This window comes from Pseudomonas sp. S9 (genome assembly GCF_000222125.1).
Classification (GTDB): Bacteria; Pseudomonadota; Gammaproteobacteria; order Pseudomonadales; family Pseudomonadaceae; genus Aquipseudomonas; species Aquipseudomonas segetis.
This window is the reverse complement of record NZ_AFFX01000011.1, coordinates 104,807-124,564: the sequence shown is the minus strand read 5'-3', so window position 1 is coordinate 124,564 and position 19,758 is coordinate 104,807. Positions and strand designations below refer to the sequence as shown.

Sequence of the window (19,758 nt, the reverse complement as noted above, 5' to 3'; positions counted from 1 at the left end):
CATGGCGGCAAAAGCATTAAAAACCAGCGTATTCGCCTGGGAAGGTAAAGATAAGAAAGGTGCAGTGGTCAAAGGCGAGATCAATGGGCAAAACCCTGCCTTGGTCAAAGCTCAACTGCGCAAACAAGGTATCAATCCCACCAAGGTACGCAAAAAATCTGCCTCAATCTTCAGTGCAGGCAAAAAGATCAAGCCCATGGACATTGCCTTGTTTACAAGGCAAATGGCGACCATGATGAAAGCTGGGGTGCCGCTACTGCAGTCGTTCGATATTATCAGCGAGGGTTTTGAAAACCCCAATATGCGCAAACTGGTTGATGACATCAAACAACAAGTTGCAGCTGGTAACAGCTTTGCAGCTTCCCTACGGACTCGCCCCCAGTACTTCGATGAGCTTTATTGCAACCTTGTAGACTCTGGTGAGCAAGCAGGGGCACTAGAAAACCTACTGGACAGGATCGCCACCTACAAAGAAAAAACAGAAGCACTGAAAGCAAAAATCAAAAAAGCAATGAACTACCCAATAGCGGTTATCGTGGTCGCACTGGTTGTTTCTGGCATTTTGCTGATAAAAGTTGTACCGCAGTTTGAGTCTGTTTTTTCTGGTTTCGGCGCTGAACTACCCGCATTCACACTCTTTGTAATTGGCTTATCAGAGATAATGCAAAAGTGGTGGCTTGCGTTTATCGCAGTTATTTTTGGAATCGCATTTGCTTTTAAGGAACTACATAAACGCTCTGAAAAATTTAGGAATAGTGTCGACCGCGCGATGTTAAAAATACCTATTGTTGGTGATATTTTATATAAATCTGCTGTCGCCCGTTTTGCGCGAACCTTATCGACAACCTTCGCTGCTGGTGTTCCTCTAGTCGACGCACTTGACTCTGTCGCAGGCGCGACAGGTAATATTGTATTTAAAAACGCTACAAATAAAGTAAAAGCCGATGTCTCAACCGGTATGCAGCTTAACTTCTCCATGCGCACAACCAACACCTTCCCTTCGATGGCCATCCAAATGACCGCCATCGGAGAAGAGTCCGGTGCGCTCGATGAAATGCTCGATAAGGTTGCCACATTCTATGAGGATGAAGTCGACAATATGGTCGATGGCCTTACCAGCCTGATGGAGCCTATTATCATGTCAGTATTGGGCGTGGTAGTTGGTGGCTTGTTTATCGCCATGTACCTGCCAATTTTCCAACTGGGGTCCGTGGTCGGCTAACCCATGCAAACACTCGACTTTCTGGCCAGCTCTGCGCTGGCCTTTTCTTTATGCGTGCTGGTTATCGGCTTGCTGGTTGGCAGTTTTCTGAATGTTGTGGTGTATCGCCTGCCCATCATGATGCAGCGCGATTGGCAGGCCCAGGCGCGTGAAGCATTGGAGTTGCCTGCCGAAGCCCCTAAACAAAGCTTCAACCTGTTTCTGCCCAATTCAGCATGCCCTTCGTGCAAGCATGAGATTCGCCCTTGGGAGAACATCCCGGTCGTCAGCTACCTGGCACTGCGTGGCAAATGCTCCAGTTGCAAAACCCCGATCAGCAAGCGCTACCCCTTGGTTGAGCTGGCCTGTGGGGCGCTGTCCTTTTTTATTGCCTGGCACTTTGGCTTTACCTGGCAAACCGGCTTGATGCTCTTGCTCACATGGGGCTTGCTGGCAATGAGCCTGATTGATGCCGACCACCAATTACTACCCGATGTACTGGTGCTGCCGCTGCTCTGGCTCGGTTTGATCGCCAACTACTTTGGCCTGTTTACCAGCCTTGGCGATGCGCTCTGGGGAGCGGTTGCCGGTTACCTGAGCCTGTGGACGGTGTTTTGGCTGTTCAAGCTGGTCACGGGCAAGGAAGGTATGGGTTATGGCGATTTCAAGTTACTGGCCATGCTAGGCGCCTGGGGGGGCTGGCAGATCCTGCCGCTGACAATCTTGCTGTCGTCTCTGGTTGGCGCAGTCCTTGGCGTGATCATGTTGCGCATGCGCAATGCCGAGACCAGCACACCAATCCCCTTTGGTCCTTACCTGGCCATCGCCGGCTGGATAGCCCTGATCTGGGGCGAGCAGATCACTTCAACCTACCTGCAATTTGCCGGCATGAAATAGCTCGATCGAGCGCACTGGCCATGCGCTCATCATGCATCTCATCTTCCGGGTCGCCAGCAACAAGCCCCCTGCTCTACAATCTGCAGTCTGTTTGATTGATTAGAGCCACTGCACGCGCATGAAACCTTGGATTTTGGGCCTCACCGGCGGCATCGGCAGCGGTAAAAGCGCGGTTGCGCAATGCTTTATCGACCTTGGCGTGCATCTGGTGGATGCCGACCAGGCGGCGCGCTGGGTGGTTGAGCCTGGTCGCCCTGCCCTACGCCAGATAACCGAGCACTTTGGCGAAGCTATCCTGCAAGCGGATGGCCAGCTTGATCGCGCAGCGCTGCGCAAGCTGATTTTTCAGGATGCCGAACAGCGACGCTGGCTCGAAGCCTTACTGCACCCGCTGATCAATCAAGAGATCATCCAGTATCTGGCCCAAGCAACCTCGCCTTATGCAATTCTGGTCACTCCCTTGCTGGTGGAAACCGGCCAGCACGCATTGACCCAGCGCGTACTGGTGATCGACGCACCCGAAACGCTGCAGATTGAACGCACGCTGATGCGCGACAATACTTCACTCGAACAGGTGCAGGCGATTCTTAACGCCCAGGCTACACGCCAGCAGCGCTTGCAAATAGCCGATGACGTACTGGTAAACGACCGCGATCTCATTTGGCTGCGCAGCGAAGTTGAACGCCTGCATACTTTTTACCTGACGCTAAATAGGGGCCAACCATGACCACACCCACACTCGTCGCCTGCCCGACTTGCGCAGCACCTGTTGAATGGGGCCCACAAAGCCCTAGCCGGCCGTTTTGCTCGGAACGTTGCAAGCTGATCGACCTGGGCGCCTGGGCATCCGAGGAGCATGCGATACCCGGTAATGAACTGGAAGACGATGTGTTTTCCGAGGAAATCCCGCCGCGCACCCACTGACAAAGGGCTCCATACCCTTCGTAGGGTGGGCAACGCGAAGTTTGCCCACCCTAACCCGATCAACAAACAAATCGGCCGGTGTAAATGGTGGATGAAAAAAGCGTCATCCACCCTATGGAACCTCTGAAAAAGGTAGCGAGCGACGATAGTACAAGGCAAAAAACTGCGAAAAAGCGGAGTTTAGTGGCCTAAATGAGCATTTTGAGCAGTTTTTTAACGCCGTAATATCTAGCGCAGTAGTTTTTCAGAGGTTCCCTTACGAATCGGGTGGTTGCTTGTCGTTTTTCCAGGGCGCAGACAAATAGCGGCTGCGATTGAAGGTTTCCAGCCAGTCCGGGTAGAACACCACCAGCGCGCTCACCACCAAACCATTGATAAATGCCTCTGGAAATATCACCAACCATAAATAGCCGATGTAGTCTTCAATCCAGGGCGGCATCTCGAACACGCCATCCAGCCACAACAGGCCAAATGCCGAGAGTATCACCAGCAAGGTCGCCAACGCCGCCGGGAAAAAGCCGCAAAAGAAGATATACACGAACAAGTTTTCAGGCTGCTCGCGCTCGACACGTAGCGCACACAACTCGGTCACCAGCACCGGCAGCGCCACCAACAACACACCGTTTACACCAAGCGCCGACAAGTCCTGCAGCCCCAACGCCAGCAACCCAAGTTGCGCCAGCAGGCCAACCAGCACCGCCAGCGGCCAGTCGAGCAGCAAGGTCACAGCTGTCATGCCGATAAAGTGATAGGACAGGCCCGACTCGAAATCTCGCCGCACCAGCCATAACAAAAACAACGCCAAAGCCGTGGCAAACACCAGATGCTGGCGGCGCAGATCGCTGATCAGCGCCACCCAGGGCGCACGCCAAATCGCCCAGAGCACGACGGGCGCATACAACAGCCAGCCGGCCAGCGTGCTAGTGGTCGTGAGTAACTCGGCACCAATCATCTCGCCACACCTCAGCCAGGACAGATGAGCGACAGTCTACACCGCTGACCAAAGGCTCTAAACCGCCAGCTGATCGTCACGCGTGGCCAAACAATAGAGCTAAGCTAAGTAGATGGATGATTCTGACTACCTGCGCCTGCTCACCGACCATGCCGAGCAAGCCAATACATTCCTGTCGAATGCACGTAAATGGGAGCGTGAGCGCTGGGTTTGCCACCGCTTGCTGCAAGCGTTCAACCTGCGCCACAGGCTTGAAGAGTTCAATGCGCCCGGTAATGAACCGCCCGATGTATTATTTCGCGAGGCCAATTTCGAGGTGTTCTTTGTGCTCGATGAAGGTCGCCGCCTCAATGATGAGTGGCGAGCCGAACTCGAACGCCGTCGGCGGGCATTCTCCCTGAGCCAGCTGGTCCGACGCGAGGCCAAGCCCAAACGCATCCCGGCCAAGGATCTGCTCGCCCACCTTGCCCCCACACTGAGCAAAAAAGCCCACAACTACCGTGAACGCAATCTTGATCTTGGCGAACTGGATCTAGTCGCCTACATCAACCTGAAACGCTCGATACTGGATTTCAACAGCCACTTCCCGCCGCCCACCGACTTCCTTCGTCAAGGCTGGCGCTCGCTTTCGGTGGTTGCCCCGACCTTCGCCCGGGTGATTTTTGCTCACGCCGATGCGCCCGACTTTTTACGCAACAACCTTGGTCGCAGCGTCATTTTCGATGCAGGCATGAGCCTGTAAACGTAATATCTGCCAATAATCGCAGTCAGTATTTCGCAGATAAATACCCTTGTCCGCCCCAATGAATCGCCCTTCGCAGGGTGCGACAACGTGAAACTTGTCCACCATTAACAAATCAAACTCGGACCATTCAATGAGCCCGCTCAAAGCATTACTCGCAGCAGTTCCGCAACAGGGTCAGGTACGCTGGACTGGTGTACGCCCCGCATCGCGCGCGCCAATGATCATGCTCGATGCCGTGGAAGCGCGACGCGATGAAGGCCTGACCGGCGACCACAGCCGCCCTGGCCCACGCAATGCTCGCCAAGTCACCTTTATCCAGTGGGAACACCTTGCGGTCGTAAGCGCATTATTGAATCGCCACGCAGACAATCCGATTCGCCCCGAAGACCTGCGCCGCAATATCGCAATCAGCGGTATCAACCTATTCAGCCTCAAGGGGCGACGCTTCAGAATCGGGCAAGCGGTGTTCGAAACCACAGGTTGGTGCCAACCCTGCGCACGCCTGGAAGAACGGCTTGGGTTAGGCACATTCCAGGCGATGAGGGGCCACGGCGGCATTACCGCCAGAGTGCTGCAAAGTGGCATCATTCGTTGCGGCGACAGCTTGACGGTAGAACCCCTGGCAGATACGGACTAAGAGGCAATCCTGCACCAGCTTGTTACAGGGCAGCAGCTGAACATCAATTACGCCCTGTCCGGTTAATTGCGCTAGGCTTGAACGCACAAGAGCCTGTAAGCAATTGGGAATTTTTCTATAATCAGGCCCATGATGCACTCGACCATCGAGGTTTCCATGACCAGCCGCCTTAAGCCTGTCGACCAACAACGTGTTGACCAGTATCTGAGCGCCCCACAACACCAAGTCGAACGCCGTCCTTTTAAGGTCTGGCGCCTGCTATTGGTGGTGCTGTGTATAGTCATCGCCCTCGGGTTCCTCAGCCGATTTCTTGGGAGTTTGGTGCTATGAGCTGCCTAGCGCTCGCCCTACCCCGTGTTAACTCTTCTTTTCAAAGCCTTGCGAGTCTATTAAATGAGCCATCAAATCGTGATCGTCGGCGGTGGCGCCGGCGGCTTGGAGCTTGCTACCCGCCTGGGTAAATCCCTGGGCAAGCGCGGTAGAGCCAAAGTAATTCTGGTCGACGCCAATCTCACCCACATCTGGAAACCATTGCTGCACGAAGTGGCGGCAGGTTCACTCAACTCATCAGGCGACGAGCTGAACTATGTCGCCCAGGCAAAATGGAATCATTTTGAGTTTCAACTCGGGCGCATGTCCGGGCTGGATCGCAACAACAAGACAATCCGCCTGGACGCCACGCTGGATGAGCACGGGCAGGTTTTGGTTCCCCAGCGCGAACTGCACTACGACAGCCTGGTTATCGCAGTGGGTAGCACCACCAATGACTTCGGCACACCGGGCGCTGCGCAACACTGTTTGTTTCTTGACACCCGTGAGCAGGCAGAGCGCTTTCACAACCAACTGCTGAATCACTACCTGCGCGCACATGCCAGCCAAAGCGAAAACATCGAGCAGATCAGCGTGGCGATTGTCGGCGCCGGCGCCACAGGTGTTGAACTGGCAGCCGAACTCCACCATGCCGCGCACGAACTTGCAGCCTACGGCCTTAACCGCATACTGCCGGAAAACATGCGCATCACCTTGATTGAGGCGGGACCGCGCGTCCTTCCCGCGCTGCCTGAGCGTATCAGCCAGCCAGTGCATAAAACCCTGGAAAAACTCGGGGTCAAGGTGCTGACCAATTCAGCGGTCAGCGAAGTGACGGCCGATGCATTGGTTACCGAAAACGGAGAAACCATCACTGCCAGCCTGAAAATCTGGGCAGCCGGCATTCGCGCACCCAAGTTCCTCAAGGAAATCGCTGGCCTGGAGACCAATCGCATCAACCAACTGGTGGTACGCCCGACCCTGCAAACCACCGAGGATGACGACATCTTCGCTTTTGGTGACTGCGCCGCCTGCCCGCAGCCCGGCACCGAAGGGCGCAACGTGCCACCACGCGCTCAAGCCGCCCACCAACAGGCATCGCTGCTGGCGAAAACCCTTAAGATCCGCGTACTGGGCCTGGATAAAGAGTTGCCGCAATACCAGTACCGCGATTACGGCTCTCTGATTTCCTTGTCGAGCTTTTCGGCAGTGGGCAACTTGATGGGCAACCTGACCGGCAGCGTGATGCTCGAAGGCTGGCTGGCACGGATGTTTTATGTATCGCTCTATCGCATGCACCAAATGGCGCTGTACGGCTTCTTTCGCACCGCGCTCTTGATGCTCAGCGACCGCATAGGCCGCAGCACAGAACCAAGGCTCAAGCTGCACTAATCGACACACAGAACCAACAACCATAGGCACAAGTGGCGGACAGAAAGGCACTGTCCGCCCTACAAGGTACATATCAGTACCTTGGATGTGACAGAGGCTCGGCAGCAAATTGCAGGCATTAAAAAAGCGCCTTATCGGCGCTTTTTTAATTGGAACAGAGTGAATGACTCTGTTCCTAAGATTCAACTCTTATCAACAGCAAGAGCGAAAATGGTGGGTCGTGTGGGATTCGAACCTACGACCAATTGGTTAAAAGCCAACTGCTCTACCAACTGAGCTAACGACCCAAAAATGGTCGGGGTAGGGGGATTCGAACTCCCGACATCCTGCTCCCAAAGCAGGCGCGCTACCGGACTGCGCTATACCCCGATATTGAAAGTTTGGCTCCGCGACCAGGACTCGAACCTGGGACCCAATGATTAACAGTCATTTGCTCTACCGACTGAGCTATCGCGGAACTACATACCTTCAAGCCTCAGATATGCGTCTGGACTTAAGTCCTTTCCCGTATCTGAGGCGCGCCATTTCACGTTTTACGGCCGTACTGTCAACCCCCTTTTTTGCTCTTATGACAATGCTTTGCACGGCGCCCAACGCCTGCTATATCTTCTACTAATAAAGCCAGCGCAGGATGCAAAGGCTAGAAGCACTTTTGCTAGGAAAGTACATGAGCAAACCAGGCCCACCGAACGTTCACCCAATATCTGGACGCACACTCGCCAGCCGCGGCATTCAACCGCGCTATGGTGGGCTGGTACAGCATTGCAGGCAATTAGTGATGAACCGGCTGGCGGAGCACCTGACCGGTGTATTCGGCCAGATCGACGATACCCTGTTCGAGTGCGCCGAAAAGGCTGAAAACAACCAGGTACAGACGCTTTTTTTTGACAACATGCGCGAGATCCGCAAGCAGCGGCCACAAATTGAGCGCATGTACCACCAGAAAATAGCGCATAACTTTTCTGAATTTCTTGAAGGCAAGCTCAAGCCCGCCGATGCGGTCAGCGAGATCAAGGCTGATGCTCTTAGCCTGATCCAGAACGAGGAGTATGAAGAAAGCCTGCAAGTAACCAATATGGTGAGCCGGGTAAAGGCGCGCTGCGCCCAACCGTTATTTGCCCTGGAACAGCGACTTGCACTGCTTAACAACGGTGTAAAGCTGGTGGAGGACAATAATCCGTTTGGGCCACAGATGATCGCCATGGCATTTCGTGAAGCCCTTGAACCCTGCCCTTTTCCACTGCGCATCAAGGTCATTCTCTACACCTTGTTCGACCAGCATGTCATGAGCAGCCTCGACAGCCTTTATGACGGACTCAACCAGCGCCTGATCGAGGGCGGGATCCTGCCAAACCTGAAATACACGGCGCCGCGCAACAGCAATCCTGCCAGCAAAGCGACGCATGAACAGGGCTCGTCCGAACAGCCTGCAGGCGCAGCGCAGCCAGGCACGGGCTGGAGGATGTCGAGCGTCGAACACGGCTACGCGCCACTTCCCGCAGCGGATGCCCCGCTGCCCAGCGATCCCACGGCGCTACTTAACAGCCTGGCCTCACTGCTCAACGAGCATCGGCGGCGCGCTCCGAATACGCCACTGCAAGGCAGTACACGCAGTATCAGCAGTTTTGCCCCGGCCGAGGCCACCCGCACCTACAGTGCTAACGAGCTGATTGACGCCTTGAACAGGATGCAACGTCAATCAGCGGATGACTTTGCCCAGCGCCTGCATCAGCCGCAACAGGTCGATGGCCTGAAAGCTGACTTGCAAAGCCAACTCGAAGAACATAGCGAACTGCCGGGACAGCAGAAAGTCTCGGATCAAGAAGCCGATATTATCGACCTGGTCGGCATGTTGTTTGACTTCATCCTTGATGACGACAACCTGCCCGACAACTGCAAAACCGCGCTGTCCCACCTGCATACGCCTTACCTCAAAGTCGCGCTGCTTGATAAAGCCCTGTTCACCCAGCATCACCACCCGGCGCGCAAGCTGCTCAACAGCATGGCGCAGGCCGGCGTGCTCTATGGCGGCGAAGGTGATGAACGCGGCCTGCTGGCCAAAATGCATTGGGTAGTCGAGCGTGTAATCCATGGTTTCAGCGGTGACCTGCAGCTGTTTGATAATTTACTCGAGGAATTCAATGAGTTCGTCGCAACCCTCAAGCATAAGGTGGACTTGCGTGAGCGGCGCGCAGTAGAGGCCGCCAAGGGCCGCGACAAACTTCTCGGCGCTCGCCAGCAAGCCATCGAAGTCATCAATGCGTCTTTGAGCAATCGCCAGCCTCCCGCGATCATTCGCAACTTCCTTGAACTGACCTGGGCCGATGTATTGGTCTTCGTGCTACTGCGCCACGGTGATACAAGCACAGAATGGCTGCGCTCCTGCGAGATTGCCGAACAGCTTGCCTGGAGCGGCACAGTGCTTGATGAGGCCGGGGCGAGCCGCTTGCAAAGCATACGAGTGAGCCTGCTTGAAGACTTGAGCAAGGGCCTGCGACTGCTCGGTGGCTATCACGAGGACGGTATCCGTCGCCTGCTCCAGGACCTGGTAACCTGCCAGCATGCCGTGCAGGCCAACCAACCCCAGGTCGCTGCCAAGCTCAGCCCGCAACTACTGGAAAGCCAGCTCGGCGCCATGCTGGGAGAGGATGCAGCGCTGGCCAGCCAGGCACCATCGGTTTCCGGGCTGTCATCTCGGGCTCAAGCCATCGCCAAGGAGCTCAGCCAGATCGATTTCGACACCTGGTTTGAATTTTTCAGCAATGGACAGACCCAGCGCCTCAAGCTTTCGTGGTTTAGCCCGACAACCCGTAACTACATGTTTGTCGATCACAGCGGCCAGCGCGTTGCGATCAAACCTTTAGCGACCCTCGCCACAGAAATGGAGCAAGGACTCGCCCGGGTCGTTCCAGCAGAGCGCAACGTACCACTGGTCGACCGGGCGCTGTCTTCAATTTATCGTGTGCTGCAGCGCTTTACCGGCCGCGCAGCCGAAACAACCTAAGGAGCTCACATGGAGGATCGTCGTCAGCACAATCGGCTAAGCACCGAATTGCAGCTGGAAGTCTTCGACTTACATTCAGGACAACGCTTGGGCCGAGTTGTAGACCTTTCCAACGAAGGATTCATGCTGTTTAGCGATACCCCGCTGGCGGTCGATGCGCTTATTGAGTGCCGGATTGTCAGCGAGCAATTGATTGAGGGGATTGGAGAGGTACAGCTGGGTGCGGATTGCCTGTGGAGCCGCCCCGGTGCGGATGGCCAGCATTGCTGGGCCGGCTTTCATATCATCGATATCGCCGATGACCAGGTAGTATTGCTCGAAACCCTGCTCAAACACCTGTAAGACACGCCCTGCCTCATCTAGCGCTGTCCGCCCTACATCACACGCGCAGGGTGTGACAACGCGAAGCTTGTCAACCAAAATCCCCAGGCCAATAAAAAAGCCCTGCAATAATGCAGGGCTTCAAGGTCATGACTCAGGCTTAGCTGAAGCTGATCTGGTCGTCGACAACAGTACCGGTAACTGTGCTTCCCGGTGCAAACTTGCCCGACAGAATCAGCTGCGCCAATGGGTTCTCGACCCAACGCTGCACCGCACGCTTGAGCGGCCGCGCGCCATAAACCGGGTCGTAGCCCACGGCGATGAGCTTATCCATCGCCTCGTCACTCAACTCAAGGCTCAACTCACGTTCAGCCAAACGCTGATGCAGGCGGCCCAGTTGGATCTTGGCGATACCCCCGATTTTCTCACGCGCCAGAGGTTCAAACACTACAACCTCATCAATACGGTTGATGAACTCCGGACGGAAATGGGTCGTAACGGCGTCCATCACCGCAGCGTGTTGCGCCTCGCGATCTCCCACCAGCTCCTGAATCTGTGCGGAACCCAGGTTCGAGGTCATCACCACGACCGTATTCTTGAAGTCAACGGTACGGCCATGGCTATCGGTCAGGCGCCCATCCTCAAGCACCTGCAGCAGCACGTTGAAGACATCCGGGTGCGCCTTCTCAACTTCGTCGAGCAGGATCACCGAGTACGGCTTGCGACGTACGGCCTCGGTCAAGTAGCCGCCTTCCTCGTAACCCACATAACCTGGCGGCGCACCAATCAGCCGAGCAACCGAGTGCTTCTCCATGAACTCGGACATATCAATGCGCACCAAGGCTTCTTCGGTATCGAACAAGAACTCGGCGAGCGCCTTGCATAATTCGGTCTTGCCCACACCGGTCGGGCCGAGGAACAGGAACGAGCCACTTGGCCGGTTCGGGTCGGACAAACCAGCACGCGAACGGCGCACCGCATTGGCGACGGCGACCACCCCTTCGTTCTGGCCGATAACCCGCTGATGCAGCAGATCTTCCATTTTAAGCAGCTTGTCGCGCTCGCCTTCGAGCATTTTCGACACAGGAATGCCGGTCCACTTGGACACTACTTCAGCGATTTCCTCCTCGGTTACCTTGCTGCGCAGCAATTGGTTCTCAGTCTTGCCGTGCTGATCGACCATTTGCAGGCTGCGCTCAAGATCAGGAATCACGCTGTATTGCAGCTTGGCCATGGCCTCAAGATCACTCTTGCGGCGGGCAGTTTCCAGCTCTTGGCGTGCCTGTTCAATTTTCTGCTGAATCTGCGCAGAGCCCTGGACCTCGGCTTTTTCCGACTTCCAGATATCTTCCAGGTCCGCGTACTCACGCTCCAGGCGCGCAATGTCGTCCTTGAGTTTTTCCAAACGCTTGAGGGTTGCCTCGTCGTCCTCTTTCTTCAGGGCTTCGCGCTCAACCTTAAGCTGAATCAAGCGCCGCTCAAGGCGATCAAGCACCTCTGGCTTGGAGTCGATCTCCATACGAATACGGCTCGCCGCCTCGTCGATCAGGTCAATGGCCTTGTCGGGCAACTGCCGGTCGGTAATGTAGCGATGGCTGAGTTTGGCCGCCGCGATAATCGCGCTATCGGTAATGGCTACACGGTGATGCACCTCATAGCGCTCTTTCAAACCGCGCAAGATCGCAATGGTATCTTCCTCGCTCGGCTCATCGACCAGCACTTTCTGGAAGCGCCGTTCAAGGGCGGCATCCTTCTCGATGTACTGGCGATATTCGTCGAGCGTGGTCGCACCGACACAATGCAACTCGCCACGGGCCAGGGACGGCTTGAGCATGTTGCCCGCGTCCATTGCACCTTCGGCTTTACCGGCGCCAACCATGGTGTGCAACTCGTCGATAAACAGGATCACCCGGCCTTCCTGCTTGGACAGTTCGTTAAGCACCGCCTTGAGGCGCTCCTCGAACTCACCACGGAACTTGGCACCAGCAATCAGTGCGCCCATATCCAGCGCCAACAGACGCTTGTCCTTCAGGCCATCCGGCACTTCGCCATTAATAATGCGCTGCGCCAAACCTTCGGCAATGGCGGTTTTACCCACGCCAGGCTCACCAATGAGTACCGGGTTGTTTTTCGTCCGGCGCTGCAGCACCTGGATGGTTCGGCGAATTTCATCGTCGCGTCCGATAACCGGGTCAAGCTTGCCTTCTTCGGCACGCTTGGTCAGGTCGACCGTGTATTTATCCAATGCCTGGCGCGATTCCTCGATATTGGGGTCGTTGACTGCATCGCCGCCGCGCAGGTTATTGACGGCGTTTTCCAGCGCCTTTCGGCTCACACCCTGACCCAGCAATAGCTTGCCAAGCTTGGTGTTGTCGTCCAATGCAGCCAATAACACCAGTTCACTGGAGATGAACTGGTCGCCTTTCTGCTGCGACAGGCGGTCAGCCTGGTTGAGCAGACGTGCCAAGTCCTGCGACATGTTCACATCGCCGGTTGGGTTTTGAATTTTACCGAGATGATCAAGCTCTTTGCTCAGCGCCTGGCGCAAGCTGTTGACATCAAAGCCAACCTGCATCAACAGCGGCTTGATCGAGCCACCCTGCTGATCCAGCAGCGCTTGCATCAGGTGCAGCGGCTCGATTGAGGCATGGTCAAGGCCGACGGCCAAAGATTGGGCATCGGACAGCGCGAGTTGTAACTTACTGGTTAAACGGTCTATTCGCATGGCGTCATCCTTCCTTTAAAAAGCAGGCCGCGCTATAGAAATCGCGCTAGTGAGCACTTGATTAGTTTTTAATCAAGGAAGCCTGCCGAGATGGATAATAGATGAGGCTGTCAAGACCGTTTTTCAAGTCTGCCCGATAAATGCTTTTAGTCAGTCAGCCAGACTAAAGAAGCAAAGCGCCCAGTGCGCGATGCCTGGCGGTAGGAATAGAAGCGCGGATCGCTGAATGTGCAAAAACCGCCGCCATAGACCGCGGTCACACCCCGCGCGGCCAGGCGAATTCGCGCCAGCTGGTAGATATCCGCCATAAAGCGTCCGGCATTGCGACTTGGCACAAAGGCCTCGGCGGCTTGCGGGTGCTGGCTGACGAACACCTCACGCACTTCCGGGCCAACTTCAAAGGCGTCAGGCCCGATGGCCGGACCGAGCCAGACCAGGGTTTCCGTAGGCTCGAAGCCGAGCACATCCAGGGTCGCCCCCAGCACGCCATTGGCCAGCCCGCGCCAACCGGCATGGGCCGCTGCGACACGGCTGCCGGCCCGGTCGCAAAACAACACCGGCAGACAATCGGCAGTCATCACTGCACAGGCTACGCCCGGCGCTTGTGTCCAGCTGGCATCTGCCTCGATCACTCGACGGGTATCCGCCTCGGCGACCACGATACCGTGCACCTGGTTCAGCCACGCGGGCTGACAACCCACCTGGCTGATCAGGCGCTGGCGATTTTTAGCCACGGCAACCGGGTCGTCATCAACATGCAGGCCCAGGTTAAGGCTGGCAAAGGGTTCAGGGCTGATGCCTCCGCTGCGGGTTGTGACGCAAGCATTGACTCGCACCGGGGCCGGCCAGTCAGGAATCAACCAATCATGAGCAACGCGTTTCACCCGACGAACGCCTCGCGGTCTTGACGCAGCAAGGTCAGCAACCAAACCAGGTCGTCTGGCAGCGCTGATTCCCACTTCATGCGCTTACCCGTCACCGGATGATCCAACTCTAGGAACCGTGCATGCAGGGCCTGGCGCGGAAATTCCTTCAGGCTTTGCACCAGCGTTGGGCTCGCCGCTGGCGGAATACGGAAGCGCCCGGCATAGACCGGATCACCGATCAGCGGGAAGCCGACATGGCTCATATGCACACGAATCTGGTGAGTACGCCCTGTTTCCAGCTTGACCCGGGCATGGGTATGAGAGCGGAAACGCTCAAGCACGCGGTAATGGCTGATTGCCTGCTTACCACCGTCTGTCACCGTCATACGCTGGCGCTGCGATGAGCTGCGACCAATAGGCGCATCAATTTTGCCGCCAGCAGTGATAACACCAATCACCACGCACTCATAAATGCGACTAACGGTACGTTTTTGCAACTGATCAACCAATTGCGTCTGCGCCTGAATATTTTTTGCAACCACCATCAAGCCGGTGGTGTCTTTATCCAAACGGTGAACAATCCCGGCGCGCGGCACATTGACGATGTCTGGAACATGGTGCAACAAAGCATTCAGCAAGGTGCCATCGGAATGCCCCGCAGCCGGATGCACTACCAAACCTGCTGGTTTGTTGATCACCAAAATATCATCGTCTTCGTAAACGATATCCAGGGCGATGTCCTGCGCAATCCACTCACCCTGGGCCTCTTGCTCGGCATTTAGCTCAAGCTGGGCGCCGCCGTGAACGATATCGCGCGGACGAATGACCTTGCCATCAACCGTCAGCAAGCCCTCTTTTATCCACGCAGTCAGGCGCGAACGCGAGTGCTCCGCAAAGAGCTGCGCGGCGATTTGGTCTAGCCTTTGACCGCCTAAATCACTCGGTACTTCGGCACTTAATTGTATGGACTGCTTATTTATAGATGACATGCTCTGCAACGGCGGGGGCATAGCCTTTGGTTTCAGCTACGCGCTTGTGGTTAAATACGGCGTCTTTGCCCCGGGAGTGCCAGGGGCGCCCATCATAACAGGACGGCTTTGTTCAAGACAGCCGCCGTCACAGGGACGCAAGCCGCCATGCAAGTGAAACACCTGCTGCTGATCGCCATTCTCGCCGTTACTGCCGCCTGCTCATCCAAGGAAACCGTGGATGACAACCTCAGCGAGTCTGAGCTGTACCAGCAGGCCCAAACGGATCTCGACAATAATAGCTACACCAGCGCGGTGACCAAGCTCAAGACGCTCGAGTCACGCTACCCTTTCGGCCGCTACGCCGAACAGGCACAGCTGGAGCTGATCTACGCCTACTACAAGAACGCCGAGCCAGAAGCCGCGCGCTCTGCCGCCGAGCGCTTTATCCGTCTGCACCCGCAGCACGCCAACGTTGACTATGCCTACTATATGAAAGGCTTGGCATCCTTTGACCGGGATCGTGGCCTGCTTGCACGCTTTCTCCCGCTCGACATGACCAAGCGGGATCCGGGTGCCGCACGCGACTCTTATAACGAGTTCGCCCAGCTGACCAGCCGCTACCCGAACAGCCGTTATTCGCCGGATGCCAAGCAACGCATGATTTACCTGCGCAACCTGCTGGCGGCCTACGAAATTCACGTAGCCCACTATTACATGAGCCGCCAGGCTTACGTCGCAGCCGCCAACCGTGGCCGCTATGTGGTGGAAAACTTCCAGGAAACCCCTTCTGTCGGTGACGGCCTAGCGGTGATGGTCGAGTCCTACCAGCACCTGACGCTCAATGACCTGGCACAAAGCAGCCTGGAAACCCTCAAGCTCAACTATCCGGACAACGCCAGCCTCGAAGACGGCGAATTTGTACCGCTGCGCCAGGATGACGATGACCGGACCTGGCTGAGTAAAGTCACCCTGGGCCTGATCGAAAACGACGCGCCACTGCCGCCAGGCGAGACACGCGCCAGCCAAGATGTCATCCGCCAGTACGAAGAAGCCGAAGACGAGATTCCGGATGAACTCAAGGATGTTGACCAGCAGCTCGATGAAGCCGAAGGCAAAGACCGCTCATGGTTCAGCTACATGACATTCGGCCTGTTCGACTGAATATAGCCTGCACTCTTGCGTGACCGAAAAGGGGGCCATCACTGGCCTCCTTTTTTATTGCCGGCAAAAGCCATGCGCGTGCGGATGCAGCCAGGCGTCACTCACAACCGGCAAAAACCATGACAATCGCCAAAGCAGATGCTCGTTGCGTGACATAACGACTGTGCCGCGCACGCGTGCTTGGTTAAACTGCCGCTATCAATCAAGAAGAGTCTGTTATGGGCCTATTTCGTCTGTTACTTGTGCTGGCAATCGCCGCAACCCTTTACTGGCTGTGGCGACGCTATATTGGAGCCCGCAGCGCTACCAAGCCAGTAGCGCCTGCTAAGCCAGAACCCATGGTGCGCTGCGCTAATTGCGGCGTGCACCTGCCCCGCGAGCATGCAAAGCAAAATGGACCGCAATGGTTTTGCAGTACAGAGCACCTGAAGCAAGGCCCTCAGCAAGGTGACCACTGACATTCTGGCCTTGGGAGGCACCCAGGGCATACGGATTCTCAAGCTGTATCACCTATACAGGCTGATCATAGGCCTGCTGCTTGTGCTACTGATATCAAGCGAAATGGACGTCCAGTTGCTGGAAATGAGCCATGCAACACTGTTTCGCAGCATCAGTTGGTTCTACCTGATATTCAACGTGCTGGTCACGCTTGCAGTCCAGCAACCAAAGCGCTCGATGCAGGTTGTCAGCCTGGCGATGGTCGACGTTATCCTGTTGTCTTGCCTGTTTTATGCAGCGGGCGGCACGCCCAGTGGCATAGGCAACCTGCTGATCGTCGCGGTCGCCATCTCCAACATCCTGCTGCGCGGGCGCATCGGCATCTTTATTGCCGCCACCGCCGCCGTTGGCTTGATCTACCTGACCTTCTACCTGAGCCTCAGTCGCCCCGCCGCTGCCAGCCAATATATCCAGGCTGGTGCCCTTGGCGCCCTTTGTTTCGCGGCGGCGCTGTTTGTCCAGGGCATTACCCGGCGCCTGCATGACAGCGAACAACTGGCCAGCGAGCGTGCCGCGGACGTTGCCAGCCTGGAAACCCTCAACGCCCTGATTATTGAGCGCATGCGTACCGGCATTCTGGTACTGGACAACATGCACCGTGTCCTGCTGGCCAACCAGGGCGCCTTTACCCTGGTCGGAGCTGACGCCCTGGTCGGAAAGATACTTGACCCGCATACACCCGAGTTGGTGAAACGCCTGCAGCAATGGCGACAAAACCCGGCCATGCGCCCGGCCAGCCTGCAAGCGGTTGCGGACGGCCCCATAGTGCAACCCAGCTTTATTGCCCTGCAGCGCGGCCAGCAACGTCATATTCTGGTGTTCCTGGACGACGTCTCGCAGATCGCCCAGCAGGCCCAGCAGCTCAAGCTCGCATCGCTTGGCCGCCTGACAGCCGGCATTGCCCATGAAATTCGCAACCCGCTCGGTGCAATCAGCCATGCCGCGCAATTGCTCCAAGAGTCTGAAGAGCTCAGCCAGCCGGACCAGCGCCTGGCACAAATCATTCACGATCACACAAGACGCATGAACCTGGTGATCGAGAACGTTCTGCAACTTTCACGTCGGCGCCAGGCCGAACCACAGCTTCTCGACCTAAAGTACTGGCTGCACCGTTTTGCCAGCGAATTCCGCAGCAATATGCCCGCCAACCAAACCCTGCACCTGGACACGCAAGTGGGCACGATCCAGACCCGCATGGATCCCAACCAGCTCACTCAAGTGCTGACCAACCTGGTCGAAAACGGCTTGCGCTACAGCTCGCAAAAAAACCCGCGAGGCCAGGTCTGGTTACAGCTGTTCCGCGAGCCTGAGCGCGATTTGCCCGTGCTGGAGATCTTCGATGATGGTCCGGGCGTCTCACCAGAACAGAGCCAAAATATCTTTGAGCCCTTCTTCACCACTGAAGCCAAAGGCACCGGCCTGGGCCTGTATATTTCTCGTGAACTATGCGAGAGCAATCAGGCCCACATTGACTATAAACCCCGCGAAGAGGGCGGTAGTTGCTTTCGCATCACCTTCGCCCACGCCAGCAAACTGAGCTTACAATGACCCGCCAGAGAGCCCTGATCGTCGACGATGAGCCCGATATCCGCGAGCTTCTAGAAATAACCCTAGGCCGGATGAAACTCGACACACGCTGTGCACGCAATGTCAAAGAAGCACGCGAATGGCTGGCCAAAGAGCCCTTCGACCTATGCCTGACCGACATGCGCCTGCCTGACGGGACCGGCATGGATCTGGTGCAATACATCGCCCAGCGTCACCCGCAAATGCCCGTCGCCATGATTACCGCCTACGGCAGCCTCGATACTGCCATTAATGCACTGAAATCAGGCGCCTTCAACTTTCTCACCAAGCCGGTCGACCTGGGGCGTCTGCGCGAACTGGTCACCACTGCCCTGCGCATTCAGGCTGCTGACGGCAAGGAAGTGCCTGTAGACAGTCGTCTGCTCGGTGATTCCCCACCAATGCGCACGCTGCGCAAACAGATCCACAAGCTTGCGCGAAGTCAGGCGCCGGTCTACATCAGCGGCGAGTCAGGCAGTGGTAAAGAGCTCGTGGCGCGATTGATCCACGAACAAGGTCCGCGCGCGGAACAGCCTTTTGTCCCGGTCAACTGTGGCGCAATCCCGTCCGAGCTGATGGAAAGTGAGTTTTTCGGCCACAAAAAGGGCAGCTTTACTGGCGCAGTGGAAGATAAACAAGGGCTGTTCCAGGCGGCTAATGGCGGCACCCTGTTTCTCGACGAGGTGGCCGACTTGCCACTGGCCATGCAGGTCAAGCTGCTACGAGCGATCCAGGAAAAAGCCGTGCGCACTGTCGGTGGCCAGCATGAAGTGGTGGTTGATGTGCGCATACTTTGCGCGACCCACAAGGATCTTGCTGCCGAAGTTGCCGCCGAGCGTTTTCGCCAAGACTTGTTCTACCGGCTAAACGTGATCGAACTCAGGGTCCCTGCCCTGCGTGAGCGCCGCGAAGATATCGCCGAACTCGCAGGAATCATGCTCAAGCGCCTGTCCAATGGTGATGGCGCCAACGCTGCAACGCTACAGCCAGACGCGCTGGAAAAGCTCAAGAGCTACCGTTTTCCCGGCAACGTTCGCGAGCTGGAAAACATGCTCGAACGCGCCTACACCCTCTGCGAAAACGACCAGATCACTGCGAGCGACCTGCGCCTTGCAGACACGAGTTCATCGTCCGAGCAAGGTGAAACCAGCCTGGCGCAAATCGATAATCTGGAAGACTACCTGGAAGATATCGAGCGCAAGCTTATCGTCCAGGCACTGGAGGAAACCCGCTGGAATCGCACGGCGGCGGCACAACGCCTCGGCTTGAGCTTTCGCTCGATGCGCTACAGGCTGAAGAAACTCGGAATTGACTGACCACGCCCGGTGGACAAGCTTCACGCCCTCACACCCCAAGCGGCGACTTCATCCTGTAGGGCGGCCAACGCTTTTCTGTCCGCCATTTGCCACGCGCAGCTTGGTTATTTGTCGATGACTGCCGAACAAGCTTCACGCCCTCCAACCCCAAGCGACGATTTCATCCTGTAGGGCGGACAACGCTTTTCTGTCCGCCATTTGCCACGCAGATTGTTTGTTTGGCGCTATCTGGCGAACAAGCTACGTGGGGACGCATCCTGCTCGACCACGCGA

At 56.4% G+C, this 19,758-nt stretch carries 18 protein-coding genes and 3 tRNA genes; 14 read left to right on the top strand and 7 right to left on the bottom strand.

Annotation, left to right across the window (positions count from 1 at the left end):
- The first annotated feature begins 1 nt into the window (after position 1).
- The 4 genes from PSES9_RS0119335 (at position 2) to yacG (ending at position 3,022) form a co-directional block, all read left to right on the top strand.
- Positions 2-1,222: a type II secretion system F family protein gene (locus PSES9_RS0119335; protein ID WP_010489725.1), complete on the top strand. Its 1,221-nt coding sequence runs from the start codon at positions 2-4 to the stop codon at positions 1,220-1,222.
- A gap of 3 nt (positions 1,223-1,225) precedes the next feature.
- A complete protein-coding gene (locus PSES9_RS0119330) occupies positions 1,226-2,098 on the top strand; it encodes a prepilin peptidase (RefSeq protein WP_010489723.1) in 873 nt (290 codons plus the stop codon).
- 118 nt (positions 2,099-2,216) lie between these two features.
- Complete coding sequence (gene coaE / locus PSES9_RS0119325; RefSeq protein ID WP_010489721.1) at positions 2,217-2,825, top strand: dephospho-CoA kinase; 609 nt, start codon at positions 2,217-2,219, stop codon at positions 2,823-2,825.
- Positions 2,822-3,022 (top strand): DNA gyrase inhibitor YacG, encoded by a 201-nt coding sequence (gene yacG / locus PSES9_RS24725; RefSeq protein ID WP_010489719.1) that lies wholly within the window; start codon positions 2,822-2,824, stop codon positions 3,020-3,022. The genes coaE and yacG overlap by 4 nt, the downstream gene beginning before the upstream one ends.
- A 256-nt stretch (positions 3,023-3,278) precedes the next feature.
- Here the strand turns inward: yacG and PSES9_RS0119320 are convergent, their stop codons facing one another.
- Positions 3,279-3,974, bottom strand: a complete 696-nt coding sequence (locus tag PSES9_RS0119320) for an energy-coupling factor ABC transporter permease (RefSeq protein ID WP_010489716.1) — start codon at positions 3,972-3,974, stop codon at positions 3,279-3,281.
- A 112-nt stretch (positions 3,975-4,086) separates the two neighbouring features.
- On the opposite strand from PSES9_RS0119320, the gene PSES9_RS0119315 reads away from it, so the two are divergent.
- The 4 genes from PSES9_RS0119315 to PSES9_RS0119300 all read left to right on the top strand — a co-directional run bounded on the left by PSES9_RS0119315 (position 4,087) and on the right by PSES9_RS0119300 (position 7,057).
- Positions 4,087-4,716: a DUF1780 domain-containing protein gene (locus PSES9_RS0119315; RefSeq protein WP_010489713.1), complete on the top strand. Its 630-nt coding sequence runs from the start codon at positions 4,087-4,089 to the stop codon at positions 4,714-4,716.
- 133 nt (positions 4,717-4,849) lie between these two features.
- On the top strand, positions 4,850-5,356 hold the full coding sequence (locus PSES9_RS0119310) for an MOSC domain-containing protein (RefSeq protein WP_010489712.1): 507 nt from the start codon (positions 4,850-4,852) through the stop codon (positions 5,354-5,356).
- 156 nt (positions 5,357-5,512) lie between these two features.
- On the top strand, positions 5,513-5,686 hold the full coding sequence (locus PSES9_RS23955; RefSeq protein ID WP_010489710.1) for a DUF3094 family protein: 174 nt from the start codon (positions 5,513-5,515) through the stop codon (positions 5,684-5,686).
- Positions 5,687-5,749: 63 nt separating this feature from the next.
- Entirely contained in the window at positions 5,750-7,057 is a 1,308-nt protein-coding gene (locus PSES9_RS0119300; RefSeq protein ID WP_010489708.1) for an NAD(P)/FAD-dependent oxidoreductase, read from the top strand.
- Positions 7,058-7,268: 211 nt separating this feature from the next.
- Here PSES9_RS0119300 and PSES9_RS0119295 read toward each other — a convergent pair.
- The 3 genes from PSES9_RS0119295 to PSES9_RS0119285 form a co-directional block, all read right to left on the bottom strand.
- A tRNA-Lys gene (locus tag PSES9_RS0119295) sits at positions 7,269-7,344 on the bottom strand.
- A gap of 5 nt (positions 7,345-7,349) precedes the next feature.
- A tRNA-Pro gene (locus PSES9_RS0119290) sits at positions 7,350-7,426 on the bottom strand.
- Between the two features lie 12 nt (positions 7,427-7,438).
- Positions 7,439-7,514, bottom strand: a tRNA-Asn gene (locus PSES9_RS0119285).
- 210 nt (positions 7,515-7,724) lie between these two features.
- Between PSES9_RS0119285 and PSES9_RS0119280 the strand changes: the two genes are divergently transcribed.
- Positions 7,725-10,061: a DUF1631 domain-containing protein gene (locus tag PSES9_RS0119280; RefSeq protein ID WP_029529663.1), complete on the top strand. Its 2,337-nt coding sequence runs from the start codon at positions 7,725-7,727 to the stop codon at positions 10,059-10,061.
- Between the two features lie 9 nt (positions 10,062-10,070).
- Positions 10,071-10,403 carry a PilZ domain-containing protein gene (locus tag PSES9_RS0119275; RefSeq protein ID WP_010489705.1) on the top strand — a complete coding sequence of 111 codons (333 nt, stop codon included), beginning with the start codon at positions 10,071-10,073 and terminating at the stop codon, positions 10,401-10,403.
- Positions 10,404-10,542: 139 nt separating this feature from the next.
- On the opposite strand, the gene clpB is transcribed toward PSES9_RS0119275, so the two are convergent.
- The 3 genes from clpB to rluD form a co-directional block, all read right to left on the bottom strand.
- On the bottom strand, positions 10,543-13,107 hold the full coding sequence (gene clpB, locus PSES9_RS0119270; RefSeq protein ID WP_010489703.1) for an ATP-dependent chaperone ClpB: 2,565 nt from the start codon (positions 13,105-13,107) through the stop codon (positions 10,543-10,545).
- Positions 13,108-13,253: 146 nt separating this feature from the next.
- Complete coding sequence (pgeF, locus tag PSES9_RS0119265; protein ID WP_010489702.1) at positions 13,254-13,991, bottom strand: peptidoglycan editing factor PgeF; 738 nt, start codon at positions 13,989-13,991, stop codon at positions 13,254-13,256.
- The gene (gene rluD / locus PSES9_RS0119260) at positions 13,988-14,962 is read right to left on the bottom strand and encodes a 23S rRNA pseudouridine(1911/1915/1917) synthase RluD (protein ID WP_029529662.1); all 975 of its coding nucleotides are present in this window, start codon (positions 14,960-14,962) and stop codon (positions 13,988-13,990) included. Before rluD ends, pgeF begins: the two co-directional genes overlap by 4 nt.
- A 147-nt stretch (positions 14,963-15,109) precedes the next feature.
- Here rluD and PSES9_RS0119255 point away from each other — a divergent pair, with 147 nt between their 5' ends.
- From PSES9_RS0119255 to PSES9_RS0119240, 4 genes are all read left to right on the top strand, one after another.
- A complete protein-coding gene (locus tag PSES9_RS0119255) occupies positions 15,110-16,105 on the top strand; it encodes an outer membrane protein assembly factor BamD (RefSeq protein WP_010489698.1) in 996 nt (331 codons plus the stop codon).
- A 218-nt stretch (positions 16,106-16,323) separates the two neighbouring features.
- Positions 16,324-16,563: a PP0621 family protein gene (locus PSES9_RS25425; protein ID WP_010489695.1), complete on the top strand. Its 240-nt coding sequence runs from the start codon at positions 16,324-16,326 to the stop codon at positions 16,561-16,563.
- Positions 16,553-18,151, top strand: a complete 1,599-nt coding sequence (locus tag PSES9_RS0119245) for a two-component system sensor histidine kinase NtrB (RefSeq protein WP_010489693.1) — start codon at positions 16,553-16,555, stop codon at positions 18,149-18,151. The genes PSES9_RS25425 and PSES9_RS0119245 overlap by 11 nt, the downstream gene beginning before the upstream one ends.
- Positions 18,148-19,485, top strand: a complete 1,338-nt coding sequence (locus PSES9_RS0119240; RefSeq protein ID WP_010489692.1) for a sigma-54-dependent transcriptional regulator — start codon at positions 18,148-18,150, stop codon at positions 19,483-19,485. Before PSES9_RS0119245 ends, PSES9_RS0119240 begins: the two co-directional genes overlap by 4 nt.
- Positions 19,486-19,758 lie beyond the last annotated feature (273 nt).